General features: G+C 73.9%; 20 protein-coding genes. 13 read left to right on the top strand and 7 right to left on the bottom strand.

The genetic code is table 11. The features are described 5' to 3' along the window. Positions 1–4: 4 nt before the first annotated feature. From ACZ6A9_RS17775 to mug, 5 genes are all read left to right on the top strand, one after another. On the top strand, positions 5–1,372 hold the full coding sequence (locus ACZ6A9_RS17775; RefSeq protein WP_468986057.1) for a hemolysin family protein: 1,368 nt from the start codon (positions 5–7) through the stop codon (positions 1,370–1,372). Continuing rightward, positions 1,369–2,382 carry a hemolysin family protein gene (locus ACZ6A9_RS17770; RefSeq protein WP_468986054.1) on the top strand — a complete coding sequence of 338 codons (1,014 nt, stop codon included), beginning with the start codon at positions 1,369–1,371 and terminating at the stop codon, positions 2,380–2,382. Before ACZ6A9_RS17775 ends, ACZ6A9_RS17770 begins: the two co-directional genes overlap by 4 nt. A gap of 59 nt (positions 2,383–2,441) precedes the next feature. Continuing rightward, a complete protein-coding gene (locus ACZ6A9_RS17765) occupies positions 2,442–3,218 on the top strand; it encodes an SGNH/GDSL hydrolase family protein (protein ID WP_468986051.1) in 777 nt (258 codons plus the stop codon). 72 nt (positions 3,219–3,290) lie between these two features. Then, positions 3,291–4,733, top strand: coding sequence for an adenylosuccinate lyase (gene purB / locus ACZ6A9_RS17760; protein WP_468986045.1), 1,443 nt, complete (start codon positions 3,291–3,293; stop codon positions 4,731–4,733). Continuing rightward, positions 4,730–5,278, top strand: coding sequence for a G/U mismatch-specific DNA glycosylase (gene mug / locus ACZ6A9_RS17755; RefSeq protein ID WP_468987208.1), 549 nt, complete (start codon positions 4,730–4,732; stop codon positions 5,276–5,278). The genes purB and mug overlap by 4 nt, the downstream gene beginning before the upstream one ends. Before the next feature lie 9 nt (positions 5,279–5,287). Here mug and ACZ6A9_RS17750 read toward each other — a convergent pair whose 3' ends face one another. From ACZ6A9_RS17750 to ACZ6A9_RS17740, 3 genes are read right to left on the bottom strand one after another with little or no spacing between them, the layout of a single operon-like run. Next, on the bottom strand, positions 5,288–5,728 hold the full coding sequence (locus tag ACZ6A9_RS17750) for a hypothetical protein (protein ID WP_468986041.1): 441 nt from the start codon (positions 5,726–5,728) through the stop codon (positions 5,288–5,290). Between the two features lie 56 nt (positions 5,729–5,784). Beyond that, positions 5,785–6,510, bottom strand: coding sequence for an ABC transporter permease (locus tag ACZ6A9_RS17745; protein WP_468986035.1), 726 nt, complete (start codon positions 6,508–6,510; stop codon positions 5,785–5,787). A 2-nt stretch (positions 6,511–6,512) separates the two neighbouring features. After that, positions 6,513–7,433 (bottom strand): ATP-binding cassette domain-containing protein, encoded by a 921-nt coding sequence (locus tag ACZ6A9_RS17740; RefSeq protein ID WP_468986032.1) that lies wholly within the window; start codon positions 7,431–7,433, stop codon positions 6,513–6,515. A 109-nt stretch (positions 7,434–7,542) separates the two neighbouring features. Between ACZ6A9_RS17740 and ACZ6A9_RS17735 the strand changes: the two genes are divergently transcribed. The 3 genes from ACZ6A9_RS17735 (at position 7,543) to ACZ6A9_RS17725 (ending at position 10,648) form a co-directional block, all read left to right on the top strand. After that, complete coding sequence (locus ACZ6A9_RS17735) at positions 7,543–8,697, top strand: sensor histidine kinase (RefSeq protein WP_468986029.1); 1,155 nt, start codon at positions 7,543–7,545, stop codon at positions 8,695–8,697. A 14-nt stretch (positions 8,698–8,711) separates the two neighbouring features. Then, positions 8,712–9,374 carry a response regulator transcription factor gene (locus tag ACZ6A9_RS17730; RefSeq protein WP_468986025.1) on the top strand — a complete coding sequence of 221 codons (663 nt, stop codon included), beginning with the start codon at positions 8,712–8,714 and terminating at the stop codon, positions 9,372–9,374. A 107-nt stretch (positions 9,375–9,481) separates the two neighbouring features. Next, the gene (locus ACZ6A9_RS17725) at positions 9,482–10,648 is read left to right on the top strand and encodes an ROK family transcriptional regulator (protein WP_468986022.1); all 1,167 of its coding nucleotides are present in this window, start codon (positions 9,482–9,484) and stop codon (positions 10,646–10,648) included. 134 nt (positions 10,649–10,782) lie between these two features. Here the strand turns inward: ACZ6A9_RS17725 and ACZ6A9_RS17720 are convergent, their stop codons facing one another. Both ACZ6A9_RS17720 and ACZ6A9_RS17715 read right to left on the bottom strand, forming a co-directional pair. After that, complete coding sequence (locus ACZ6A9_RS17720; RefSeq protein WP_468986019.1) at positions 10,783–11,544, bottom strand: GntR family transcriptional regulator; 762 nt, start codon at positions 11,542–11,544, stop codon at positions 10,783–10,785. A 165-nt stretch (positions 11,545–11,709) separates the two neighbouring features. Continuing rightward, positions 11,710–12,597: an RNA polymerase sigma-70 factor gene (locus tag ACZ6A9_RS17715; protein ID WP_468986017.1), complete on the bottom strand. Its 888-nt coding sequence runs from the start codon at positions 12,595–12,597 to the stop codon at positions 11,710–11,712. A gap of 174 nt (positions 12,598–12,771) precedes the next feature. Between ACZ6A9_RS17715 and ACZ6A9_RS17710 the strand changes: the two genes are divergently transcribed. The 3 genes from ACZ6A9_RS17710 (at position 12,772) to ACZ6A9_RS17700 (ending at position 16,695) form a co-directional block, all read left to right on the top strand. Next, positions 12,772–13,602, top strand: coding sequence for an alpha/beta fold hydrolase (locus ACZ6A9_RS17710; protein ID WP_468986015.1), 831 nt, complete (start codon positions 12,772–12,774; stop codon positions 13,600–13,602). Positions 13,603–13,735: 133 nt separating this feature from the next. Continuing rightward, on the top strand, positions 13,736–15,322 hold the full coding sequence (locus tag ACZ6A9_RS17705) for an alkaline phosphatase D family protein (protein ID WP_468986013.1): 1,587 nt from the start codon (positions 13,736–13,738) through the stop codon (positions 15,320–15,322). Between the two features lie 98 nt (positions 15,323–15,420). After that, complete coding sequence (locus ACZ6A9_RS17700) at positions 15,421–16,695, top strand: GNAT family N-acetyltransferase (protein WP_468986010.1); 1,275 nt, start codon at positions 15,421–15,423, stop codon at positions 16,693–16,695. Positions 16,696–16,798: 103 nt separating this feature from the next. On the opposite strand, the gene ACZ6A9_RS17695 is transcribed toward ACZ6A9_RS17700, so the two are convergent. Then, positions 16,799–17,974, bottom strand: a complete 1,176-nt coding sequence (locus ACZ6A9_RS17695) for a trans-sulfuration enzyme family protein (protein ID WP_468986007.1) — start codon at positions 17,972–17,974, stop codon at positions 16,799–16,801. A gap of 71 nt (positions 17,975–18,045) precedes the next feature. Between ACZ6A9_RS17695 and ACZ6A9_RS17690 the strand changes: the two genes are divergently transcribed. Together ACZ6A9_RS17690 and ACZ6A9_RS17685 are read left to right on the top strand one after the other, a co-directional pair. Continuing rightward, entirely contained in the window at positions 18,046–18,537 is a 492-nt protein-coding gene (locus ACZ6A9_RS17690; RefSeq protein ID WP_189559028.1) for an Lrp/AsnC family transcriptional regulator, read from the top strand. A 32-nt stretch (positions 18,538–18,569) separates the two neighbouring features. After that, on the top strand, positions 18,570–20,258 hold the full coding sequence (locus ACZ6A9_RS17685) for a DUF885 domain-containing protein (protein WP_468986004.1): 1,689 nt from the start codon (positions 18,570–18,572) through the stop codon (positions 20,256–20,258). An 18-nt stretch (positions 20,259–20,276) separates the two neighbouring features. Here ACZ6A9_RS17685 and ACZ6A9_RS17680 read toward each other — a convergent pair whose 3' ends face one another. After that, positions 20,277–21,122 (bottom strand): SDR family oxidoreductase, encoded by an 846-nt coding sequence (locus ACZ6A9_RS17680; protein WP_468986000.1) that lies wholly within the window; start codon positions 21,120–21,122, stop codon positions 20,277–20,279. Between the last annotated feature and the right edge of the window lie 60 nt (positions 21,123–21,182).

The following is a 21,182-nucleotide window of genomic DNA, read 5'->3' as shown; positions in this document are numbered from 1 at the left end:
CCCGATGACCGAAGTGCTCCTTCTCCTGGCGGCGATCCTGCTCTCGCTCGCCTGTGGCGCGTTCGTCGCGGCCGAGTTCTCCCTCACCACGGTGGAGCGGAGCGAGCTGGAACGGGCGGTCGAACGCGGTGAGCGGGGCGCGGCGGGTGCGCTCCAGGCCGTACGGAGCCTGACCTTCCAGCTCTCCGGCGCGCAGCTCGGCATCACCGTCACCAACCTGGTGATCGGCATGCTGGCGGAGCCGTCGATCGCGGCGCTGCTCGCGGGTCCTCTGGAGAGCCTGGGCGTGTCCGGTTCCGCGGCACGCTCCCTGGCCCTGGTGATCGGCACGGCCCTGTCGACCGTGTTCCTGATGGTGGTCGGCGAACTGGTGCCGAAGAACTGGGCGATCTCCTCGCCGCTGGCCGTGGCCAAGCGGGTCGGCAACGCCCAGCGCTGGTTCAGCGTCGCCTTCCGGCCGTTCATCACCCATCTGAACAACACCGCAAACCGGCTGGTGCGGCGTCTCGGCCTCGAACCGGCCGAGGAACTGGAGTCCGCGCGCGGACCGCAGGAACTGGCGGCGCTCGCCCGGCACTCCGCGAAGGAGGGCGTGCTGGAGCCGGACACCGCCGAGCTGTTCGTCCGCACGCTGAACCTCGCCGACCTCACCGCGGAGAACGTGATGACCCCGCGCGTCCAGGTCATCGCCCTGGAGGTGCAGGCGACCTGCGAGGACGTGCTGAACGTGACGCGGGCGACCGGACTGTCCCGCTTCCCCGTCTACCGCGAGACGCTGGACGCCGTCGTCGGCACCGCGCACGTCAAGGACGTACTGGCGCTGCCCGCGGAGCGTCGCGCCCGGGTGCCGGTGTCGGAGCTGATGCGTGAACCGCTGCTGGTCCCCGGATCACTCACGGTCGACCGTCTCCTCGACCGGCTGTCCGGGCGGCGCACCATGGCCGTGGTGATCGACGAGTACGGCGGCACGGCGGGGGTGGCCACCCTGGAGGACATCGTCGAGGAGGTCGTCGGCGAGGTGCGGGACGAGCACGACCCGCACGAGACGCCCGACCTCGCCCGGGCCGGAACCGACGAGGACGGACGGACCCTGTTCGCGGCCGACGGCGCCGCTCGCGTGGACCAGCTCGCCCTGGTCGGGCTGCGCGCGCCCGAGGGGCCCTACGAGACCCTGGCCGGGCTGGTGGCCGCCCGGCTGGGCCGCATTCCCGACGCCGGCGACACCCTGGAGCTGGCGGGCTGGCGGCTCGAGGTGCTGGACGCCGCCGGACACCGTGCGGCACGGGTCCACCTGCACGCGCCGGCCGGCGACAGTCCCTCGGCGGGACCGCGGACGGCCGGGAGCACGGATGACGAGGAGGCGCGTCGATGACCGTCGTACAGCTGCTCATCGGTCTGGCGATGATCGTCGTCAACGCCTTCTTCGTGGGCGCCGAGTTCGCCCTGATCTCGGTGCGCCGCAGCCAGATCGAGCCGTACGCCGACCGGGGCGAGCGGCGCGCCAAGAGCGTGCTGTGGGGTCTGGAGCACGTGTCGGCGCTGATGGCGGCCGCGCAGCTCGGCATCACCCTGTCCACGCTCGTCCTCGGTGTCGTCGCCGAACCGGCTATCGCCCACCTGCTCGAACCGATGTTCCACGCGGCGGGTGTCCCCGACGACGCCGGGCACGCCGTGTCGTTCGTGATCGCGCTGACCCTCGCCACGTACCTGCACATGCTGCTCGGCGAGATGGTGCCGAAGAACGTCGCCCTGGCCGAGCCGGTGCGCACCGCGCTGCTGCTCGGTCCGCCACTGGTGACGCTGTCCCGTGCGCTGCGTCCGGTGATCTTCACGATCAACGCGTTCGCCAACACGCTGCTGCGGCTGCTGCGGGTCGAGACGCGTAACGAGGTGGTGGCGTCCTTCTCGGACGCCGAGCTGGCCCAGATCGTGAAGGACTCCGGCGAGGCGGGGCTGATCGACGACCGCGCGCGGGAGCGGCTGCACGACGCGCTGGAACTGGGCCGCCGTCCGGTGCGGGACGTGGTGATGCCGCTGGAGCGGGTGGTCTACGCACGCGTGGGCGTCACCCCGGAGGGGCTGGAGCGGCTGTCGGCGGAGTCCGGGTTCTCCCGGTTCCCGGTGGTGGACGAGCAGCGGCGGATCGTCGGTTATCTGCACGTGAAGGACGCCCTGGACGCCTCCCCGCGCGACATGCCGTTCCGGACGGCGGACATGCGGGCCATCGCGCGGGTGCGGGAGAGCACCCCGATGGACGACGTCCTCACCGCCATGCGCCGCAGCCGCACGCATCTGGCGGCCGTCCTCGGGGCGGACGGACGGCTGGCGGGCCTGGTGACGATGGAGGACGTGCTGCAGGAGCTGTTCGGGCAGCGGGCCTGAGCCGCTGGGGAGCCCGACCGACCGCCGGGTATGTGCCACGGGATACCATCTCTGTCGCCATGCAGACGAATCCCGACCACAGCAGCCTCGTCGCCCTCGGCGACTCCTTCACCGAGGGCATGTCCGACCGGCTCCCCGACGGCACCTACCGCGGCTGGGCCGACCTCCTCGCCGGGCGGATGGCGGCCACCGCTCCCGGCTTCCGGTACGCCAACCTCGCGGTGCGCGGCAAACTGATCCGGCAGATCGTCGACGAGCAGGTCGGGGTCGCCGCGGCCATGGGCGCCGACGTCATCACCCTGGTCGGCGGGCTCAACGACACCCTCCGGCCCAAGTGCGACATGGTCCAGGTGCGGGATCTGCTGACGGAGGCGGTGGAGCGGCTGGCCCCGCACTGCAAACAGCTGGTGCTGATGCGCAGCCCCGGCCGCCAGGGCCCGGTGCTGGAGCGGTTCCGGCCGCGCATGGAGGCGCTGTTCGCATGCGTCGACGACCTCGCCGAGCGGCACGGCGCGCTGGTCGTCGACCTCTACGGGGCGCCCTCGCTCGCCGATCCCCGGATGTGGGACGTGGACCGGCTGCACCTGACCGCGGACGGGCACCGCAGGGTCGCGGAGGCGGTGTGGCAGACGCTGGGCTACGCCCCCCAGGACCCCGCGTGGCACCTGCCCCCGGAGGCGACGCTCCCCCCGCGCTGGGCGGCCCGGCGGGTCGCGGACGCCCGGTTCGCCCGGCAGCACCTGCTGCCGTGGATCGGCCGCCGCCTCACCGGCCGCTCCTCCGGCGACGGCCTGCCGCCGAAGCGGCCCGATCTGCTGCCGTACGAGAACGCGTAGCGGCTCCTCGTACGTTCCTCCAGGTCACCCCGTGGCACCGGCCTGCAGGAATCGCCAGTAGACTCCCTGTACGTGACTGCTGCGCCCGCCAAGCCCCGTATCCCGAACGTCCTCGCCGGACGCTACGCCTCCGCCGAGCTCGCCACGCTCTGGTCCCCCGAGCAGAAGGTGAGGCTGGAGCGGCAGCTCTGGCTCGCCGTGCTGCGGGCTCAGAAGGACCTCGGGATCGAGGTGCCCGACGCGGCGATCGCCGACTACGAGCGTGTCCTCGACCAGGTCGACCTGGCCTCGATCGCCGAGCGCGAGAAGGTCACCCGCCACGACGTGAAGGCGCGGATCGAGGAGTTCAACGACCTCGCCGGGCACGAGCACGTGCACAAGGGCATGACCTCCCGCGACCTCACCGAGAACGTCGAGCAGCTGCAGATCCGGCTCTCCCTGGAGCTGATCCGCGACCGTTCCGTGGCGGTGCTGGCGCGCCTGGGCAAACTGGCCGCCGAGTACGGCGAGCTGGTCATGGCCGGACGCTCGCACAACGTGGCCGCGCAGGCCACCACCCTCGGCAAGCGGTTCGCGACCGCGGCCGACGAGCTGCTGGTCGCACACGGCCGGGTGGAGGAACTGCTGGACCGCTACCCGCTGCGCGGCATCAAGGGCCCGGTCGGCACGGCGCAGGACATGCTGGACCTGCTCGGCGGGGACGCGGGCAAGCTCGCCGAACTGGAGCAGCGGATCGCCGGGCACCTGGGCTTCTCGCAGGCGTTCACGAGCGTCGGCCAGGTCTACCCGCGCTCCCTCGACTACGAGGTCGTCACCGCCCTGGTGCAGCTGGCCGCCGCGCCGTCGTCGCTGGCGAAGACCGTCCGGCTGATGGCCGGGCACGAGCTGGTCACCGAGGGCTTCAAGCCGGGCCAGGTCGGCTCGTCCGCGATGCCGCACAAGATGAACACCCGTTCCTGCGAGCGCGTCAACGGTCTGATGGTGATCCTGCGCGGCTACGCCTCGATGACCGGTGAGCTGGCGGGCGACCAGTGGAACGAGGGCGACGTGTCCTGTTCGGTGGTGCGCCGGGTCGCGCTGCCGGACGCGTTCTTCGCGCTGGACGGCCTGCTGGAGACGTTCCTGACGGTGCTCGACGAGTTCGGCGCCTTCCCCGCGGTCGTCGCCCGGGAACTGGACCGCTACCTGCCGTTCCTCGCCACCACCAAGGTCCTGATGGGCGCGGTGCGCGCGGGCGTCGGACGTGAGGTCGCCCACGAGGCGATCAAGGAGAACGCCGTCGCCACGGCCCTCGCCATGCGGGAGCGGGGCGCCGAGCGCAACGACCTCCTCGACAAGCTCGCCGCCGACGAGCGGCTGCCCCTCGACCGGGCCGGGCTGGAGGCCCTGATGGCGGACAAGCTCTCCTTCACGGGCGCGGCGAGCGACCAGGTGGGCGTCGTCGTGGGCCGTATCGACGCGATCGTGAAGCAGCGCCCGGAGGCCGCCGGCTACACCCCCGGGGCGATCCTCTGAGGCGCTTCACCCAGGAGGAACTGCAGGCCGCCCGCGACCGCCTCGTACCGGACGTGGCCGCGGACGGTCTGCGCGTGCTGTTCTGCGGGATCAACCCGGGTCTGATGACGGCCGCGACCGGACACCACTTCGCCCGCCCGGGCAACCGCTTCTGGCCGGCCCTGCACCGCTCCGGGTTCACTCCGGACCTGCTGCCGCCGTCGCAGCAGGAGAAGCTGCTGTCGTACGGGCTGGGCATCACCAACGTGGTGGCGCGGGCCACCGCGCGGGCGGACGAGCTGAGTGCCGAGGAGTACCGCGAGGGCGGCCGGCTGCTCGCCGCGAAGGTGGCCCGGCTGCGTCCGCGGTGGCTGGCCGTGCTCGGCGTCACCGCCTACCGCGTGGCGTTCGACGAACGGACGGCGCGCGTGGGGCCGCAGGCGCGGACCATCGGCGGGACACGTGTGTGGGTGCTGCCCAATCCGAGCGGGCTGAACGCGCACTGGACGCCGGCCACGCTCGCGGAGGAGTTCGGCCGGCTGCGGGAGGCCGCGGCGGACCGGTGAGGACGGCGGTCAGGGCGGCGCCGTGTCCGTGACCACCGCCAGCAGCCGGAGCCCCTCCCCCGGGTCCCGGTCGGCGACCGCCACCGCGACCCAGCGTCCGGTGCCCAGGACCTCCCACAGCCACGCCACGTCCGCGCGGGCGCAGAGCCCGGCCCACGGCTCGGGTATGTCCTCCCGCTCGGTGCGCAGCAGCAGCGTCCGCAGGTTGAAGGGGCTGACGTCCCCCCAGCGCGAGGCCAGCACCTCGTAGACGGCGTCGCGGCCCTTCTCGAACTGGTCCGCCGCGACCGCCAGGTCTGCGGGGTCGCCGTCGCCCGGACCGGGGCCGCTCTCGAGGACCGCCACATGGTGGCCGGGCGCACCGAAGCCGACGTCCGACGGGCCGCGCTCCGCCGGGAAGGGGCGGAAGCACAGCTCGTCGATGAGGGCGATGTGCCGTGCGATGTTCATGGGTCCCAGTAAACCCGTCGGCACTGACACTTGGCGGGGCGTCAGCCCGCCGCCGCTCAGGCGTCCCTGCGGCGCAGGCTCCACGCCCCGGCGAGCAGGGCGGCGGCCGTCCACAGCGCCGTCACGGCAAGTCCCGTCCAGGGGCCCAGGGTTCCCTCGGGGGTCTGCTGGAGGACCAGTTGTCCGGCCCGGTCGGGCAGGAACTCGGTGGCGGTGCCGGCCGCGTCGCCGATCACGAAGGACACGACCAGGATGAACGGGATCAGTACGGACAGGGTGGCCACTCCGCTGCGCAGCAGGGTGGCGAGGCCGGCCGCGAAGAGCGCCATCAGGGTCAGGTAGACGCCGCAGCCGAGCACACCGCGGACCTGTTCGGCCGTACCGAGGCCGCTCGCCGCGTCGCCGAGGCCCGCCCGCGCCGCGAGAAGGGCGGCCAGGGCGGTGAGCAGCCCGACGAGCAGGGTGGGAAGGGCGATCGCCGTCATCTTCGCGGCGAACCAGCGTCCCCGCCGCGGGACCGCGCCGAGGGAGAGCCGCAGGGCCCCGTCGTGGTACTCCGCCGACACGGCCATGGCGCCGAAGGAGATGGCGGCGATCTGTCCCGGGGCGACACCGGACAGGGCCGTGAACAGCGGGTCGGCCCCCGGGTCCGAGGCGCCGTCCACTCCGGCGACGGCGGAGAACACCGTGGTCACGGCGAACAGCGCGAACAGCGTGCCCGGAAGCGAGCGGACGGTGCGGATCTTCAGCCACTCCGCGTGGAGCACGGGTGCGAACTGCATGGTCAGGCCTCCTGCGGCTGGGCGGTGAACTCGGTCTCGGCGGCGGTCAGATCCAGGTAGGCCTGTTCCAGCGTGCCCTCGTCGGCGGTGAGTTCGAGGACCGGTACTCCCGCGGCGGAGGCGAGGCGTCCGATGTCGTCCACGCGCGCGCCGGGTACGGTCCAGTGCCCGTCCGGGTGTTCCTCGGCGTCGTGGCCGTGCCGGGCGAGGGCGTTCCTCAGGGCGGTGGCGTCGGAGGTGCGGATCCGGACGGACGGGCGGACCCGCGCGTCGATGAACTCCCGCATCGGGGTGTCGGCGAGCAGCCGGCCGCGGCCGAGGACGACGAGGTGGTCGGCGTAGACGGCCGTCTCGTTCATGAGGTGGCTGGAGACCAGGACCGTGCGTCCCTCGTCCGCCAGGCGGCGGAGCAGCGCCCGGATCCACACGATGCCCTCCGGGTCGAGGCCGTTGGACGGCTCGTCGAGCATGACCACCTGCGGGTCGCCCAGCAGCACGGCGGCGATACCCAGCCGCTGGCGCATGCCCAGGGAGTACGTCCGCACCCGGTTGCGGGCCACCGGTCCCAGGCCGGTCTCCTCCAGTACCGCGTCCACCCGGCGGTCCGGGATCCGGTGGCTCGCCGCGAGGACGCGCACGTGGTCGCGGCCGGTCCGGGAGCCGTGGGCGGCCTGCGCGTCCAGCAGCGCGCCGACGTGGCGCAGGGGTTCGGTGAGGGTGGCGTAGGCGCGTCCGCCGACGGTCGCCGAGCCCGACGTCGGGTGGTCGAGGCCGAGGACCAGGCGCATGGTGGTGGACTTCCCCGCGCCGTTGGGGCCGAGGAAGCCGGTGACGCGGCCGGGCAGGACACGGAAGGTGAGGTGGTCTACGGCTCGCCGGGTGCCGTACTCCTTGGTGAGGTCCTGGACGTCGATGCTGGTCATGTGCCTCAGCCTGACTGCCTGACCGGTGGCGGGGCCTCCCCCGGGCGGGGAGATCCGCTCCCCCGCGCGGGGGAGGCCGGTGCCGGCGGGGCCCTGGCACCATGACGGGGTGACCCGCATGCTGCGCCCGCTCCTGCGCGGGAAGACGTACACGCGCCTGCTGCATCTCTGGGTGCCCGGGCTGCCGTTCAGCGTGTGGATGTTCATCGATCCCGGCAAGCCGTGGGTGCCCGCGGTGGTGCTCGTCCCCCTGGGACTGGTCTCCGCGGTGCGCAGGGGCGAGGGCGTGCAGGCCCTGCTGCTGCTGACGCCCGACGAGCCGGAACCGGGCTTCTCGCAGCAGCCGTCGGCGACATGGCGGGACCGCGGGCGCACCGCGCTGTGGCTGGCGGTGCGCGTGGCTCTGGCGGTCGTGACGGTCGGTCTCACGGTGTGGCTGCCGCTCCTGGCCTACTCCCTGGTCGAGGCGGCGACGGGGACGGTGCCCGGGGGCGTGCCGGTGCTGGAGGACGCGGCCCGCCACTGGGCGTACGCCCTGCTGGTGCCGCTCCCGCTGGCCGCGCTGTACGCGGTCGTGGTGGGGCTGGGCGAGCTGGTCACCGCGACGGCGCGACGGCTGCTCGGGCCCTCGCCCGCCGAACGCCTGGCCGCGATGGAGGCCAGGACCGAGCAACTCCTGGAGCGCACGCGCATCGCACGGGAGCTGCACGACTCCATCGGTCACGCGCTGACCGTCGCCGTCGTGCAGGCCGGTGCCGCGCGGGCCGCGGGCGATCCCGCCTTCACCGAGCGGGCGCTGGACGCCATCGAGGAGACGGGCCGGGCGGCGCTGGAGGACCTGGAGCGGGTCCTGGGCGTACTGCGCGAGCCGGAGAGGCCGGCGGCCAGCCGTCCGGGCCTCGTGGACGCCGACCGCCTGCTGGAGTCCGCCCGCGCCTCCGGCGCGGAGGTCGACGCCGAGGTGACGGGCCCGCTGGAGACGGTGCCGGGGCCGGTGTCCCGCGAGGGCTACCGCATCCTGCAGGAGTCGCTGACGAACGCGCTGCGGCACGCCGGGGCGGTCCCCGTGCGGGTCCGCATCGGTGTCGCGGACGGCACGCTGCTCCTCGACGTCCGCAACCCGCTGACGGAGGACGTGCCCGGCGCCGGGCGGGGCAATGGTCTGCGCGGCATACGCGAGCGCGCGGCGCTGCTCGGCGGCCGCGCCTGGACGGGCCCCGACGAGGGCGTATGGCGGGTGCGGGCCGAGCTGCCGCTGGGCTGATCTAGGCTGGCCGGATGCCGGTGACCGTGCTCCTCGTCGACGACGAACCCCTCGTACGCGCCGGTCTGCGGGCCGTGTTGGAGGCGCAGCCCGACATCGAGGTCGTCGGGGAGGCGGCCGACGGGGCGGCGGTGATCCCGCTGGTGCGGCGACTGCGTCCGGACGTGGTCGCCATGGACGTCCGCATGCCGCTGCTGGACGGGATCGAGGCCACGCGCGCGCTGCTGCGGTCGGTCGACGCGCCGCCGAAGATCCTCGTCGTGACGACGTTCGAGAACGACGAGTACGTGTACGGGGCGCTGCGCGCCGGCGCGGACGGGTTCCTGCTGAAGCGGGCACGGCCCGCGGAGATCGTGCACGCGGTGCGGCTGGTCGCCGAGGGCGAGTCGCTGCTGTTCCCCGCCTCGGTGCGCCGCCTCGCGGCCGAGTACGGCGAGGACGGTGGCAACCGGGCCGCGCGGGCGGTGCTGGAGCGGGCGCGGCTGACCGAGCGGGAGGGTGAGGTGCTGCGGCTGATGGCGCGGGGCCTGACCAACGCGGAGATCGCCGCCCGGCTCGTGGTGGGGACGGAGACCGTGAAGTCCCATGTGAGCGCCGTGCTGTCGAAGCTCGGGGCGCGGGACCGGACGCAGGCGGTGATCGCGGCCTACGAGTCGGGCTTCGTGGCACCGGGGTGAGCCGGGTCCGCCGGGGCGGGTCCGGGGCGCTCCCGCCCGGTGGTCGCCGGGGTCCGCCACGCCGAGTACGATCCGCCCAACACGCGCACGAGCTGGGAGGACGGACGGTGGGTCGGCTGACCGGCGGGGACCCCTCGCTGCTGCGGAGGATCAACTCCGCGGTGGTGCTGCACGCGTTGCGGGCGACGGACTGCGCGACGCTGACCGAGGTCACGCGGGTCACCGGGCTGTCGCGGCCGACCGTCGAGGGGGTCGTGGAAGGGCTCATCGAGGCGGGGCTCGTCGTGGAGGCGGCGGCCGAGGAGGGCACCGCGCGGCGGCAGGGCCGGCCGGCGCGGCGCTTCCGGTTCCGGGCGGAGGCCGGACATCTGCTCGGCCTGGAGATCGGCGTCCACCGGGTGGCCGCGCTGCTGGCCGATCTGGACGGCCGGGTGGTCGGCGCCGAGGCGCGGGACGTCGACGAGACGGTCGACGCGGACGAACGGCTGGACCGGCTGCACGCGGCCGTCGGGGAGCTGCTGCGCCGGGCGGGTGTTTCCCGTGGCTCGCTGCGGGCCGTGGGCGTGGGCACCCCGGGGATCGTCGAGGCGGACGGCACCGTACGGCTGGGCACGGCGCTGCCCGGCTGGACCGGGCTGGGTCTCGGCGAGCGGCTGAGGCGGTCCTTCAAGTGTCCGGTGCTGGTGGAGAACGACGCCAACGCGGCCGTCGTCGCCGAGCACTGGAAGGGGGCCGCGAAGGACACCGACGACGTGGTGTTCGTCCTGGCCGGACTGAGCCCGGGCGCGGGGTCACTGATCGGCGGACGGCTGCACCGGGGGTTCGGCGGGGCGGCCGGGGAGATCGGGGCGCTGCATCTGCTGGGCCGGGAGGCGACCCCGGAGACCCTGCTGTCGACGACGGACGAGCCGCTGCATCCGCTCGACGAGCAGGCGGTCACCGCCGTCTTCGCCCAGGCCCGCGAGGGCGACCCGCGGGCGCTCGAGGCCATGGACCGCTTCATCGGCCGGCTGGTCCACGACGTGGCGGCGCTGGTGCTGGCCCTCGACCCGGAACTGGTCGTGATCGGCGGCTGGGCGGCCGGCCTGGACGGCGTGCTGGAGCCGCTGCGCGGCGAACTGGCCCGCTACTGCCTGCGCCCGCCGGAGGTGTCCCTGTCCCTCCTCGGCGAGGCGGCGGTCGCGACGGGAGCGGTGCGGCTCGCCCTCGACCACGTGGAGTCGCAACTGTTCGCCGTGGAGGGCACGGTGACCGCGCGTCGGCGCAGCGGCTGACTCCGTGGGGCGCCGTGGTCTTCTGCGGGTGCGCTGTGGTGGGGCGCGCGGTTCCCCGCGCCCCCTGGGGTTTGTGGTTGCCCACCGGGGTGCTGCGCGGGGAGGCGCCTGGTGCCCACGCCGGGCGGGTGGTGTCAGGAGGCGTGGCGTTCCGGGCCGTGGTGGATGTGGACGCCGCCAAAGTCGCCGAACGTCAGCCGGCAGGTGTCCGCGCGGTACGTCGCCACGGAGAGCGCCGCGGTGCGGCCGCGGGCGACGAAGCGTGTGGTGACGACGAGGACGGGCGCGCCGGGCAGGCGGTCCAGCTCCCGGGCGTCGTCCGCGCGGGCGGAGCCCAGTTCGACGGCGTTCTCCTGCCGTTCCAGTTCCAGGCGCTGCAGTTCACGCAGCACCGCACGCGCGCGCGGCGCGCCGGACGGCGCGTCGATGGCGGACAGCCCGGGCACCGATTCCGCCGGGACGTACAGCAGTTCGGCGGCGACGGGCTGACCGTGGGTGACGCGGGAGCGCCGGATGACGTGCACGGGCTCCTCGCGGCCGGTCACCAGGGTCTCGGCGACGGCGGCGGGCGGCACCTCGGGGACGCAGTCCAGGGTCTGCCAGGCGTCCAGCGGCCCTCCCGGCCAGGCGTGCTGCGCGGTGCCGACGGAGACGCCCATGCGCGGCGGGGCGACGGTGGTGCCCACACCGCGGCGGCGCTGCAGCCTGCCTTCCAGTTCGAGCTGCTCCAGGGCCTGCCGGAGCGTGGCACGGGCGACGCCGAAGCGGGCGGCGAGATCGCGCTCGTTGGGCAGGATCTCGCCCACCGAGAACTCCGAGTCCAGCGCCTCGCTGAGCACGGTCCTGAGGTGCCAGTACTTCGGTTCCGGCACCGTTTCCAGCTGCGAGGTCCCCACCCTGTCCTCCACGATCGCCGTGTCCGGCCGCGTTTTAGCGCCCTTGTTTATTAAAGGTTGTTTCACTTCTCAGCGACGATAAGGCGGCCCTCACCCTTGGTCAATACCAATCGGCACGGCGAAGGGCCCCCGCGAGGTGGCGGGGGCCCTTGCGCGCGGGGGCGTCTACGGAAGGGTGGGGAGCGAGCGGAGCTTGTCGGGGTTGCGGATGACGTACACCGCCTGGACGCGTCCGTCGGCGATGTCGAGCTGGACGACGGAGTCGGGCCGGCCGCCGGACAGGACGAGCAGCGCGGGACCCGCGTTGAGCTCCAGGAAGTGGACGGTGAGGTCCTGCGCCTCCTTGCCGGCCACCCCGAGCAGGAAGCGTCCCACGTGATCGGCGCTCTCCAGGACCCTGAGCGGGGCGCGCGACGTGCCGCCGCCGTCGCCGACGAGCCGCACGTCCGGCGCGAGCAGTTCCATCAGCGCCGCCATGTCGCCGCCGGCCGCCGCGGCCAGGAAGCGCTCGGTGAGGTCGCGGCGCAGGGCGGGGTCGACGTCGTAGCGCGGGCGCCGCTCCTCGACGTGGCGGCGGGCGCGTCCGGCGAGTTGGCGCACCGCCGGTTCGCCGCGGTCGAGCATGGCGGCGATCTCGGCGTAGGGACAGCCGAACGCCTCACGCAGGACGAAGACCGCGCGTTCCAGAGGCGAGAGGGACTCCATGACGACGAGGACGGCCAGCGAGACGGAGTCGGCCAGCACCGCCTGCTCGGCGGTGTCCGGGACGGTGTCGCCGAAGTCGGTGGCGTACGGCTCGGGCAGCCACGGGCCGACGTAGGTCTCGCCGCGCGCCTTGATCTGGCGCAGCCGGTCGACGGCGAGGCGGGTGGTGACGCGCACCAGGTACGCGCGCGGTTCGCGCACGGCGGCCCTGTCGCCACCCGACCAGCGCAGCCACGCCTCCTGGACCACGTCCTCCGCGTCGGCCACCCGGCCCAGCATGCGATAGGCCACTCCCAGGAGAACGGAGCGGTGCTCTTCGAAGACGTCGGTCACGGTGTCGGCGGTCACGGTTCCATCCCAGCCGACCCGTACGGCCGTGTCCAGGCGGCACCGGCGCGTCCGGCGCGCGGCGCGGGGCCGGGTCCGCGATCGCGGGGCTACCGGCTGGTAGCAATTGCTGACAAGCTGTCTACGGCGTCAGGCGGCGCCCCTTTCCGCGAGTCCCAGACGAGGAGCACCCTCATGTCCGCGACCGTCTCCTTCAAGGTCACCTCTCCCCTCGGTCCGCAGCCCGTGACCCTGTCCTACGCGCGCGTGGGACGCGGCGAACCGCTGCTGCTGCTGCACGGCATCGGCCACCACCGCCAGGCCTGGGACCCGGTGGTGGACATCCTCGCGACCGAACGCGAGGTGATCGCCGTGGACCTGCCCGGATTCGGCGCCTCCCCGTCCCTGCCCGACGGTCTGCGTCACGATCTGCCCACCATGAACGCCGCCCTCGGTGCCCTGTGCGAGACGCTGGAACTGGACCGGCCGCACGTCGCCGGCAACTCGCTCGGCGGTCTGCTGGCCCTGGAACTCGGCCGCGAGCGGCTCGTACGGTCCGTCACCGCCCTGTCCCCGGCGGGCTTCTGGACCCCGGCCGAGCGCCGGTACGCGTTCACCGTGCTGCTCGGCATGCGCCGGATCGCGGAGCGCATGCCGCTCCCGCTGGTCGAGCGCCTCGCCCGTTCCGCGGCCGGCCGGGCGGCGCTGACCAGCACCATCTACGCCCGGCCCGGGCGCCGTTCACCGGAGGCCGTGGTCGCCGAGACGCTCGCGCTGGCCGGGGCCACCGGTTTCGCCGAGACACTCCGCGCGGGGGCCACCGTCCGCTTCACCGACGACGTGCCCGACATCCCGGTGACCGTCGCCTGGGGCGCCCGCGACCGGCTGCTCGTCCCCCGGCAGGGGATCCGCGCCAAGCGGACCATCCCCGGAGCGCGGCTGGTCCGGCTGCCGGGCTGCGGCCACGTCCCCATGAACGACGACCCGGCGCTGGTCGCCCGGGTCATCCTCGACGGCAGCCGCTGAACGGCCGGGCGGGCGGCCCGGTCCGGGGCGTCCGCCGCGGTGAACTGTTCACCCGGGGTTGGCCTGCGAGCCGCGCCGCCCGCGTAGGTGTGGCAGCGCACACTGGCCGGATCCAGTCCCGGGAGGCACAGCCATGTCACACCGTCCGTTCCCAGGCCGTCGCGCCGTACTGCGCGGCTCGCTCGCGGCCTCGGCCGCCCTGGCGCTGCCCACCGCGCTCGGCTCGGCGCCCGCCTTCGCCCGCTCCGGACGCCCGGAAGCCCTCTGGGGCGTCCAGTCGGGCGACGTGACCCAGGACTCGGGGCTGGTGTGGGTGCGGTCGGACCGTCCGGCCCGGATGATCGTCGAGACCTCGGCGACCGAGTCGTTCCGGCGCCCGCGCAGGTGGCGCGGCCCGCTGCTCGGCCCGGGCACCGACTTCACCGGTACGACCCTGCTGCGCGGACTGCCGCCGGGCGAACAGATCCACTACCGGGTGCTGCTGGCCGACCCCGACGACCCGCGCCGCGGCGGCGAGCCGGTCACCGGCGCCTTCCGCACGGCGCCGGCCCGGCGGCGCGACGGGGTGCGGTTCCTGTGGTCGGGCGATCTGGCCGGGCAGGGCTGGGGCATCAACCCCGACCTCGGCGGCTACCGCATCTTCGACGCGATGGCGCGGCTGGACCCGGACTTCTTCCTGTTCAGCGGCGACACCGTGTACGCCGACGGGCCCATCGCGGCGAGCGCCGCCCTCCCCGACGGCGGCGTCTGGCGGAACGTCACCACCGAGGAGAAGGCCAAGGTCGCCGAGACACTGGCCGAGTTCCGGGGGAACTTCCGCTACAACCTGCTCGACGAGAACCTGCGCCGGTTCAACGCCCGGGTGCCGTCGATCGTGCAGTGGGACGACCACGAGGTGCGCAACAACTGGTACCCCGGCCAGCGGATCGCGGACACCGACACCCGCTACACGGAGAAGAGCGTCGACGTCCTGGCGGCCCGCGCGCGGCGTGCGTTCGGCGAGTACTTCCCGATGTCGGCGCCGCGGGCGGGTGACCGCGAGGGCCGCATGTACCGGGTGCTGCGGCAGGGACCGCTGCTCGACGTGTTCGTACTGGACATGCGGACGTACCGGAACGCCAACTCCCCCGGTGACCGGACCGTGGACCCGCAGGGCATCCTCGGACGGGAGCAACTGGACTGGCTCAAGCGGGAACTGGCGCGGTCGCGGGCGGTGTGGAAGGTGATCGCCGCCGACATGCCGATCGGCCTGGTCGTACCGGACACCACCGAGGGCCGGCAGCACGTGGAGGCGGTGGCCCAGGGCGATCCGGGAGCGCCGCTGGGCCGGGAGCTGCAGATCGCGGAGCTGCTGCGGTTCGTCAAGCACCGGCGGATCACCGGCACCGTGTGGCTGACGGCGGACGTGCACCACACCTCGGCGCAGCACTACCGGCCCGAGCGGGCCGCGTTCGGTGACTTCGAGCCGTTCTGGGAGTTCGTCTCGGGACCGCTGAACGCCGGCGCCTTCCCGGCGAGCGCGCTGGACGGCACGTTCGGTCCGGAGCGGGTGTGGGTGAAGGCGCCGAGCGTCTCCAACGTCTCCCCGGCCGGCGGGTACCAGTTCTTCGGCGAGGTCGACATCGACGGCGACAGCGGCGCGTTGACGGTGCGGCTGCGGGAGCAGGACGGCACCGTACTGTTCACGAAGACGCTGCGGCCGGGCCTGGTCGGTCAGTAACGCGGCAAACTGGACAGAAACGCGCCTTTACCCATCAGTCACAGTGCGTTCGTGATCACGAAACACGATTCCTTCACAGTGGCTGTATGAGTCGAGACATGTCTGACGTGACGAACACCCCCGACGGCGGCCCCGCGCACGGCCACCGGAACCCGGCCGGACTCGCCGCGCGGTGCACGGCGGCGTTCCACGCGTGGCGGGTACGCCGCCACGGCCACGCCCCGCCGGCGCACGATACCGGCGACGCCCCGCCGCCCTCCGCCGGGGGCGGGGGCGGGGGCGTGGAGAGCGTGCTGTGGCGGATGCGGACGACGGTGAAGGACGAACCGGGCGCCCTGGCCGCGCTGTGCACGGCGCTGGCCGAGCGGCGGGTGGACATCCTGAGCCTGCAGACGCATCCGCTGGGCGAACACACCGTGGACGAGTTCCTGCTGCGGGCGCCGGCGGGGACCGACCTGGCCGCCGCGGTGTCGCTCGCCGGGGGCACCGCCACGTGGACCGAGCGGGCCGACGCCCACGACCTGGTGGACGCCCCGACCCGGGTGCTGGGGCTGGCCGCCCGCACCGCGACGGACGCCGCCGAACTTCCGCTGGCGCTGCGCCAGTTGCTCGGTCGGTGCACGATCCGCTCCCAGCCCGCGGTGTCCGTCTCCGGCCGGGCGGCGGAGACGACCGTACCGGTGGACGGCTCCCTGGAGGACACCGTGATCCGGCTGCGGGACCCCGAGGGCGGGGTGCTGACCGTGGAGCGGCCGCATCTGCCGTTCACTCCCACCGAGTTCGCCCGGGCCCGGGCACTGGTCGAGCTGGACGCCCGGCTCGGCCCGCGGATCCCGCGCGGCCACGACCTGCTCACGCTGCCGGAGGGCGGCGACGTCTCCGTGCGCCGGGCGGACACCCGCGACCTGTCCGCCGCGCTCGCGATGCACGAGCGGTGCTCCCCCGAGACCCTGCGCCGGCGCTACCACGGGCCGGTCGGTGACGCGGACCGCTACCTGAACCACCTGCTCAGTCCCCGCTTCGGGCGGACCCTCGCCGCACAGACCGCCTCGGGCCGGATCGTCGCCCTCGGTCATCTGCTGTGGGACGGGGACGAGACCGAGGTCGCGCTGCTCGTGGAGGACGCGTGGCAGCGCCGCGGCATCGGCGCGGAACTCCTCACGCGGCTGGTGTCGATGGCGGCCGAGGCGGGCTGTGCCCAGGTGTACGCCGTGACGCAGGCGTCCAACACCGGCATGGTCGCCGCGATGCGCGGCCTGGGTCTGCCGCTCGACTACCAGATCGAGGAGGGCACCCTGGTGATCACCGCCCGCCTGGACGCCGTACCGGCGCACCGCGCACGGGAGTCAGGCGAGCGGATCGGCCGCTCCTAGGGGGTGGCCGACGCATGCCCGCGGCCTCACGACGCCTCGGCCACCGCGCGGCCAGGGCGCCGGCCCGGCGGAAGCCGCCGGGCCGGCGCGGGCGTGGCACGTCTCAGCCCTGTGCCAGAACCGCCGGGCGGGCCGGCGTCACAGCCCTCTCCCCCAGGGCCGCGTCCAGGTCGGCCCACAGGTCCTCGACGTCCTCCAGGCCGACCGAGAGCCGCAGCAGCCGGTCGCTGACCCCGGCGTCCCTGCGGTCGTCGGCGTCGACGATGCGGTGGCTGATGGACGCCGGGTGCTGGATGAGGGAGTCCACGCTGCCGAGGCTCACCGCCGGGGTGATGAGCCGTACACCCGCGATCACCTCGTGCGGGTCGCCGTTCACCTCGAAGGAGACCATCGCCCCGCCGATGCGCGGGTAGTGCACCCGGCTCACCCGCGGGTCGGCGGCGAGCCGGGCGGCGAGCTCGGCGGCGTTCGCGGAGGCGGCCCGCACCCGCACCGGCAGGGTCGACAGGCCCCGCAGCAGCAGGTAGCCGGCCAGGGGATGCAGGACACCGCCGGTGGCGAACCGCACCTGGCGCAGCTGCCCCGCGAACTCCTCGTCGCAGGCCACCACGCCCGCCAGGACGTCCCCGTGGCCGCCGAGGTACTTGGTGGCGCTGTGCAGCACCAGGCGCGCCCCGTGCTCGGCCGGGCGCTGGAGGACCGGAGTGGCGAAGGTGTTGTCGACGAGCAGCGGCACGGAGCCGCAGGCGTGGGCGACGGCCCGCAGGTCGATCTCGGCGAGCGTGGGGTTGGCCGGGGATTCCACCAGTACCAGGCCGGTGTCCGGGCGCAGCGCGTCGGCGACCCCGGCCGGGTCGGTCCAGGTCACCTCGGAGCCGAGCAGTCCGGCGGTCAGCAGGTGGTCGCTGCACCCGTACAGCGGACGTACGGCGACGACGTGGCGCAGCCCCATCGAGCCGCGGACCAGCAGGGCGGCGCTGAGCGCGGCCATGCCGCTGGCGAACGCGACCGCCGACTCGGTGCCCTCCAGGCGGGCCAGCGCGGTCTCGAAGCGGGCGACGGTCGGGTTGCCGAGCCGCCCGTAGACGGGCGGGCCGTCCGGTTCGGCGCCGGTGGTGGCGAAGGCGTCGATGCGGGCGGCCTCGGCCCTGCTGTCGTACGAGGGGTAGGTGGTGGACAGGTCGATCGGCGGGGCGTGCAGTCCGAGTCCGGCGAGGTCGTCCCGGCCGGCGTGCACGGCCTCGGTGGCGAGTGCTCTGGTGGTGCGTCGCGTGTCCATACCCATGTCCATACCGGGAGGGTGAACACCGGACGGGCTCAGGGGATGGTTCCCCGTGTTACGTTCGGCAGGTGGCGGAAAGTGTCGTACTGGATCCGGTGGACCTCCATCTGCTGCGGCTGCTGCAGAACGACGCCCGGACGACGTACCGGGACCTCGCCGCGCAGGTCGGGGTCGCGCCGTCGACCTGTCTGGACCGGGTGACCCGTCTGCGCCGCTCCGGCGTGATCCTCGGGCACCGGCTGGAACTGGACCCGGCCAAACTGGGCCGGGGCTTGCAGGCACTGCTCTCGGTGCAGGTCAGGCCGCACCGGCGGGAACTGGTGGGTCCGTTCGTGGAGCGGATCAGGGCGCTGCCGGAGTCGCTGACCGTGTTCCACCTGACCGGTCCCGACGACTACCTGGTGCATGTGGCGGTGGCGGACATGGCGGATCTGCAGCGGCTGGTGCTCGACGAGTTCACCTCGCAGCGCGAGGTGGCCCGGGTGGAGACCCGGCTGATCTTCCAGCGGTGGGACTGCGGGCCGATGCTGCCTCCTTCGCCCTCGGCACAATCGGGGTGACGCGCGGCGGGCCGCGTACCAGGATGGTCCGCATGTCACAGACCAACAGCGCCCTCCCCCGTCAGGTCGCCGACGCCTACGTCGACGAGCTCATCGCCCTCGACCCGATCACCGGAACGTTCCTGGGGGTGAGGGAGAGTTCCTCCCGGCTGCCCGACCTCTCGCCCGCCGGGCAGGAGGCGCTCGCCGAGCTCGGCCGGGCCACTCTCGCGCGGCTCGACGAGGCCGAGCGGCTGCCGGGCGCGGACAGCGACATCGAGCGCCGCTGCGCCCGTCTGCTGCGCGAGCGGCTGACCGCCGAACTGGCCGTGCACGAGGCCGGCGAGGGGCTGCGCTCGGTCGGCAACCTGGGCACGGTCGCGCAGTCGGTGCGCGAGGTGTTCACGGTGACGCCGGCGGAGTCGGAGGAGGACTGGGCCGCGATCGCCGAGCGGCTGCGGGCGGTACCGGCCGCGCTGGCGGGCTACCGGGAGTCCCTGTCCCTGGGCCTGGAGCGCAAGCTGTACGCCTCTCCGCGCCCCACGCGGTCGTTCGTCGGCCAGCTCACCGAGTGGGCGGACACGGGCGAGGGCCGCGGCTGGTTCGAGGACTTCGCCGCGGCCGGGCCCGACGCCCTGCGCGCGGAGCTGGACGAGGGCGCCCGCGCGGCGACCGCGGCCGTGGTGGAGCTGCGGGACTGGGTGCGCGACGTGTACGCGCCGGCGATCGAGGGCGCGCCGAACGCCGTGGGACGGGAACGCTACGCCCGCTGGTCCCGCTACTACAACGGCACCGACCTCGACCTGGACGAGGCGTACGCGTACGGCTGGTCGGAGTACCACCGGCTGCTGGGCGAGATGAGGAAGGAGGCCGAGAAGGTCCTGCCCGGCGCCGCGACGCCGTGGGCGGCGCTGGCGCACCTGGACGAGCACGGGCGGCACATCGAGGGCGTGGACGAGGTCCGCGAGTGGCTTCAGGGCGTGATGGACCGGGCGATCGAGGCCCTCGACGGCACGCACTTCGACCTCGCGGAGCGCGTACGGAAGGTGGAGTCGCGGATCGCACCGGCGGGCAGTGCCGCGGCACCGTACTACACGCCCCCGTCGGAGGACTTCTCCCGGCCCGGCTGCACCTGGCTGCCCACCATGGGGCTGACCCGCTTCCCGGTCTACGACCTGGTGTCCACCTGGTACCACGAGGGTGTCCCCGGGCATCACCTCCAGTTGGCGCAGTGGGTGCACGTGGCGGAGAACCTCTCCCGCTACCAGGCCTCGGTGGGCGGGGTCAGTGCCAACGCGGAGGGCTGGGCGCTGTACGCGGAACGGCTGATGGACGAGCTGGGCTTCCTCGCGGACGCGGAGGAGCGGCTGGGATACCTGGACGCGCAGATGATGCGGGCGACCCGGGTCATCGTCGACATCGGCATGCACCTGGAGCTGGAGATCCCGGCGGATTCGCCGTTCCACCCGGGTGAGCGCTGGACGCCGGAGCTCGCTGAGGAGTTCTTCGGGGCGCACAGCAGCCGCCCGGCGGACTTCGTGGAGAGCGAGCTGACGCGCTACCTGACGATCCCGGGCCAGGCGATCGGCTACAAGCTCGGTGAGCGGGCGTGGCTGCTGGGCCGGGAGAGGGCCCGCGAGCGGCACGGCGACGCCTTCGACCTCAAGGCCTGGCACATGGCCGCGCTGTCGCAGGGGTCGCTGGGCCTGGACGACCTGGTGGACGAGCTGTCGGCGCTGTGAGCCGGCCCGGCGCCCGGGTCAGCGCCGGAAGCCGCCCTCCGAGTCGATGACCTGACCGGTGATCCAGTCCGCCTCGTCCGTGGCGAGCCACGCGATGAGGCGGGCCGGGTCGTCGGGCATGCCCCAGCGTCCGGCGGGGAAGCCCGCGGCGATGGCGTCGTAGGTGTCGCCGCTCAGGTAGTCGGTGTCCACGGGGCCGGGGTTGACGGTGTTCACGGTGACCGCGTGTGCGGCGAGGGCGGTCGCCAGGGAGCGCGTGACGGAGGCGAGCGCGCCCTTCTGGAGGGCGTAGGCGATCTCGTCCGGCATACCGCCGGCGATGTCCTGCCCGGAGGTCATCATCACCACGCGCCCGCCCGGGGTCCGGGGCGGCAGGGCGGCACGGTGGCGGGCGTGGGCCTGGACGAGCAGCAGCACCGAGCGGGTGTCGACGGCCCAGTGCGCGTCGAGCATCGCGGCGTCGACGGTGTCGAGGTCGCCGTCGGATCCGCTGAGGGCGTGGTTGGCGACGAGGATGTCGAGCCGTCCGCCGAGCGCCGCGGCGGCGCGGGCGTGCAGTGCGGCAGGGGCCGCGGGGTCGGTCAGGTCGCCGGGACCGGCGAGCACCGGGGCGTCGGGGTCACCGAGAGCCTCGCGCACCGAGGCGGTCACCTCCTCGATCCGGTCGGCGCCCCAGGGCATGGCGGCGTCGTGCGGCACGTGATGGTGCAGGTAGACACCGGCTCCGTAGGCGGCGAGCCGCCGGGCGACGGCGTGTCCGATGCCGCCGCGCCGGCTGGCCCCGGTGACCAGTGCGGTCCGGCCGCGCAGGGGCAGGAGGTCACGGCGCAGGGTTTCGGGGGCGGGGTGAGGAAACTTCGGCATGACCGCCCATCATGGAGTGCGCGCGGGGTGGGCGCACTCCGATTTCCCCGCCTCCCCGTG

It is taken from the genome of Streptomyces sp. NPDC041124 (assembly GCF_055592385.1).
The sequence above is the reverse complement of the archived record's forward strand: the minus strand, read 5'-3'. Positions and strand labels throughout refer to the sequence as shown.

Coding starts and splice junctions, on each gene's coding strand:
- ACZ6A9_RS17770 (WP_468986054.1), top strand. CDS start 1,369: ATGACCGTCGTACAGCTGCTCATCGGTCTGGCGATGATCGTCGTCAAC.
- ACZ6A9_RS17765 (WP_468986051.1), top strand. CDS start 2,442: ATGCAGACGAATCCCGACCACAGCAGCCTCGTCGCCCTCGGCGACTCC.
- ACZ6A9_RS17680 (WP_468986000.1), bottom strand. CDS start 21,122: ATGCCGAAGTTTCCTCACCCCGCCCCCGAAACCCTGCGCCGTGACCTC.
- ACZ6A9_RS17730 (WP_468986025.1), top strand. CDS start 8,712: ATGCCGGTGACCGTGCTCCTCGTCGACGACGAACCCCTCGTACGCGCC.
- ACZ6A9_RS17750 (WP_468986041.1), bottom strand. CDS start 5,728: ATGAACATCGCACGGCACATCGCCCTCATCGACGAGCTGTGCTTCCGC.
- ACZ6A9_RS17775 (WP_468986057.1), top strand. CDS start 5: ATGACCGAAGTGCTCCTTCTCCTGGCGGCGATCCTGCTCTCGCTCGCC.
- ACZ6A9_RS17745 (WP_468986035.1), bottom strand. CDS start 6,510: ATGCAGTTCGCACCCGTGCTCCACGCGGAGTGGCTGAAGATCCGCACC.
- ACZ6A9_RS17695 (WP_468986007.1), bottom strand. CDS start 17,974: ATGGACACGCGACGCACCACCAGAGCACTCGCCACCGAGGCCGTGCAC.
- ACZ6A9_RS17740 (WP_468986032.1), bottom strand. CDS start 7,433: ATGACCAGCATCGACGTCCAGGACCTCACCAAGGAGTACGGCACCCGG.
- ACZ6A9_RS17685 (WP_468986004.1), top strand. CDS start 18,570: ATGTCACAGACCAACAGCGCCCTCCCCCGTCAGGTCGCCGACGCCTAC.
- ACZ6A9_RS17700 (WP_468986010.1), top strand. CDS start 15,421: ATGTCTGACGTGACGAACACCCCCGACGGCGGCCCCGCGCACGGCCAC.
- ACZ6A9_RS17705 (WP_468986013.1), top strand. CDS start 13,736: ATGTCACACCGTCCGTTCCCAGGCCGTCGCGCCGTACTGCGCGGCTCG.
- ACZ6A9_RS17710 (WP_468986015.1), top strand. CDS start 12,772: ATGTCCGCGACCGTCTCCTTCAAGGTCACCTCTCCCCTCGGTCCGCAG.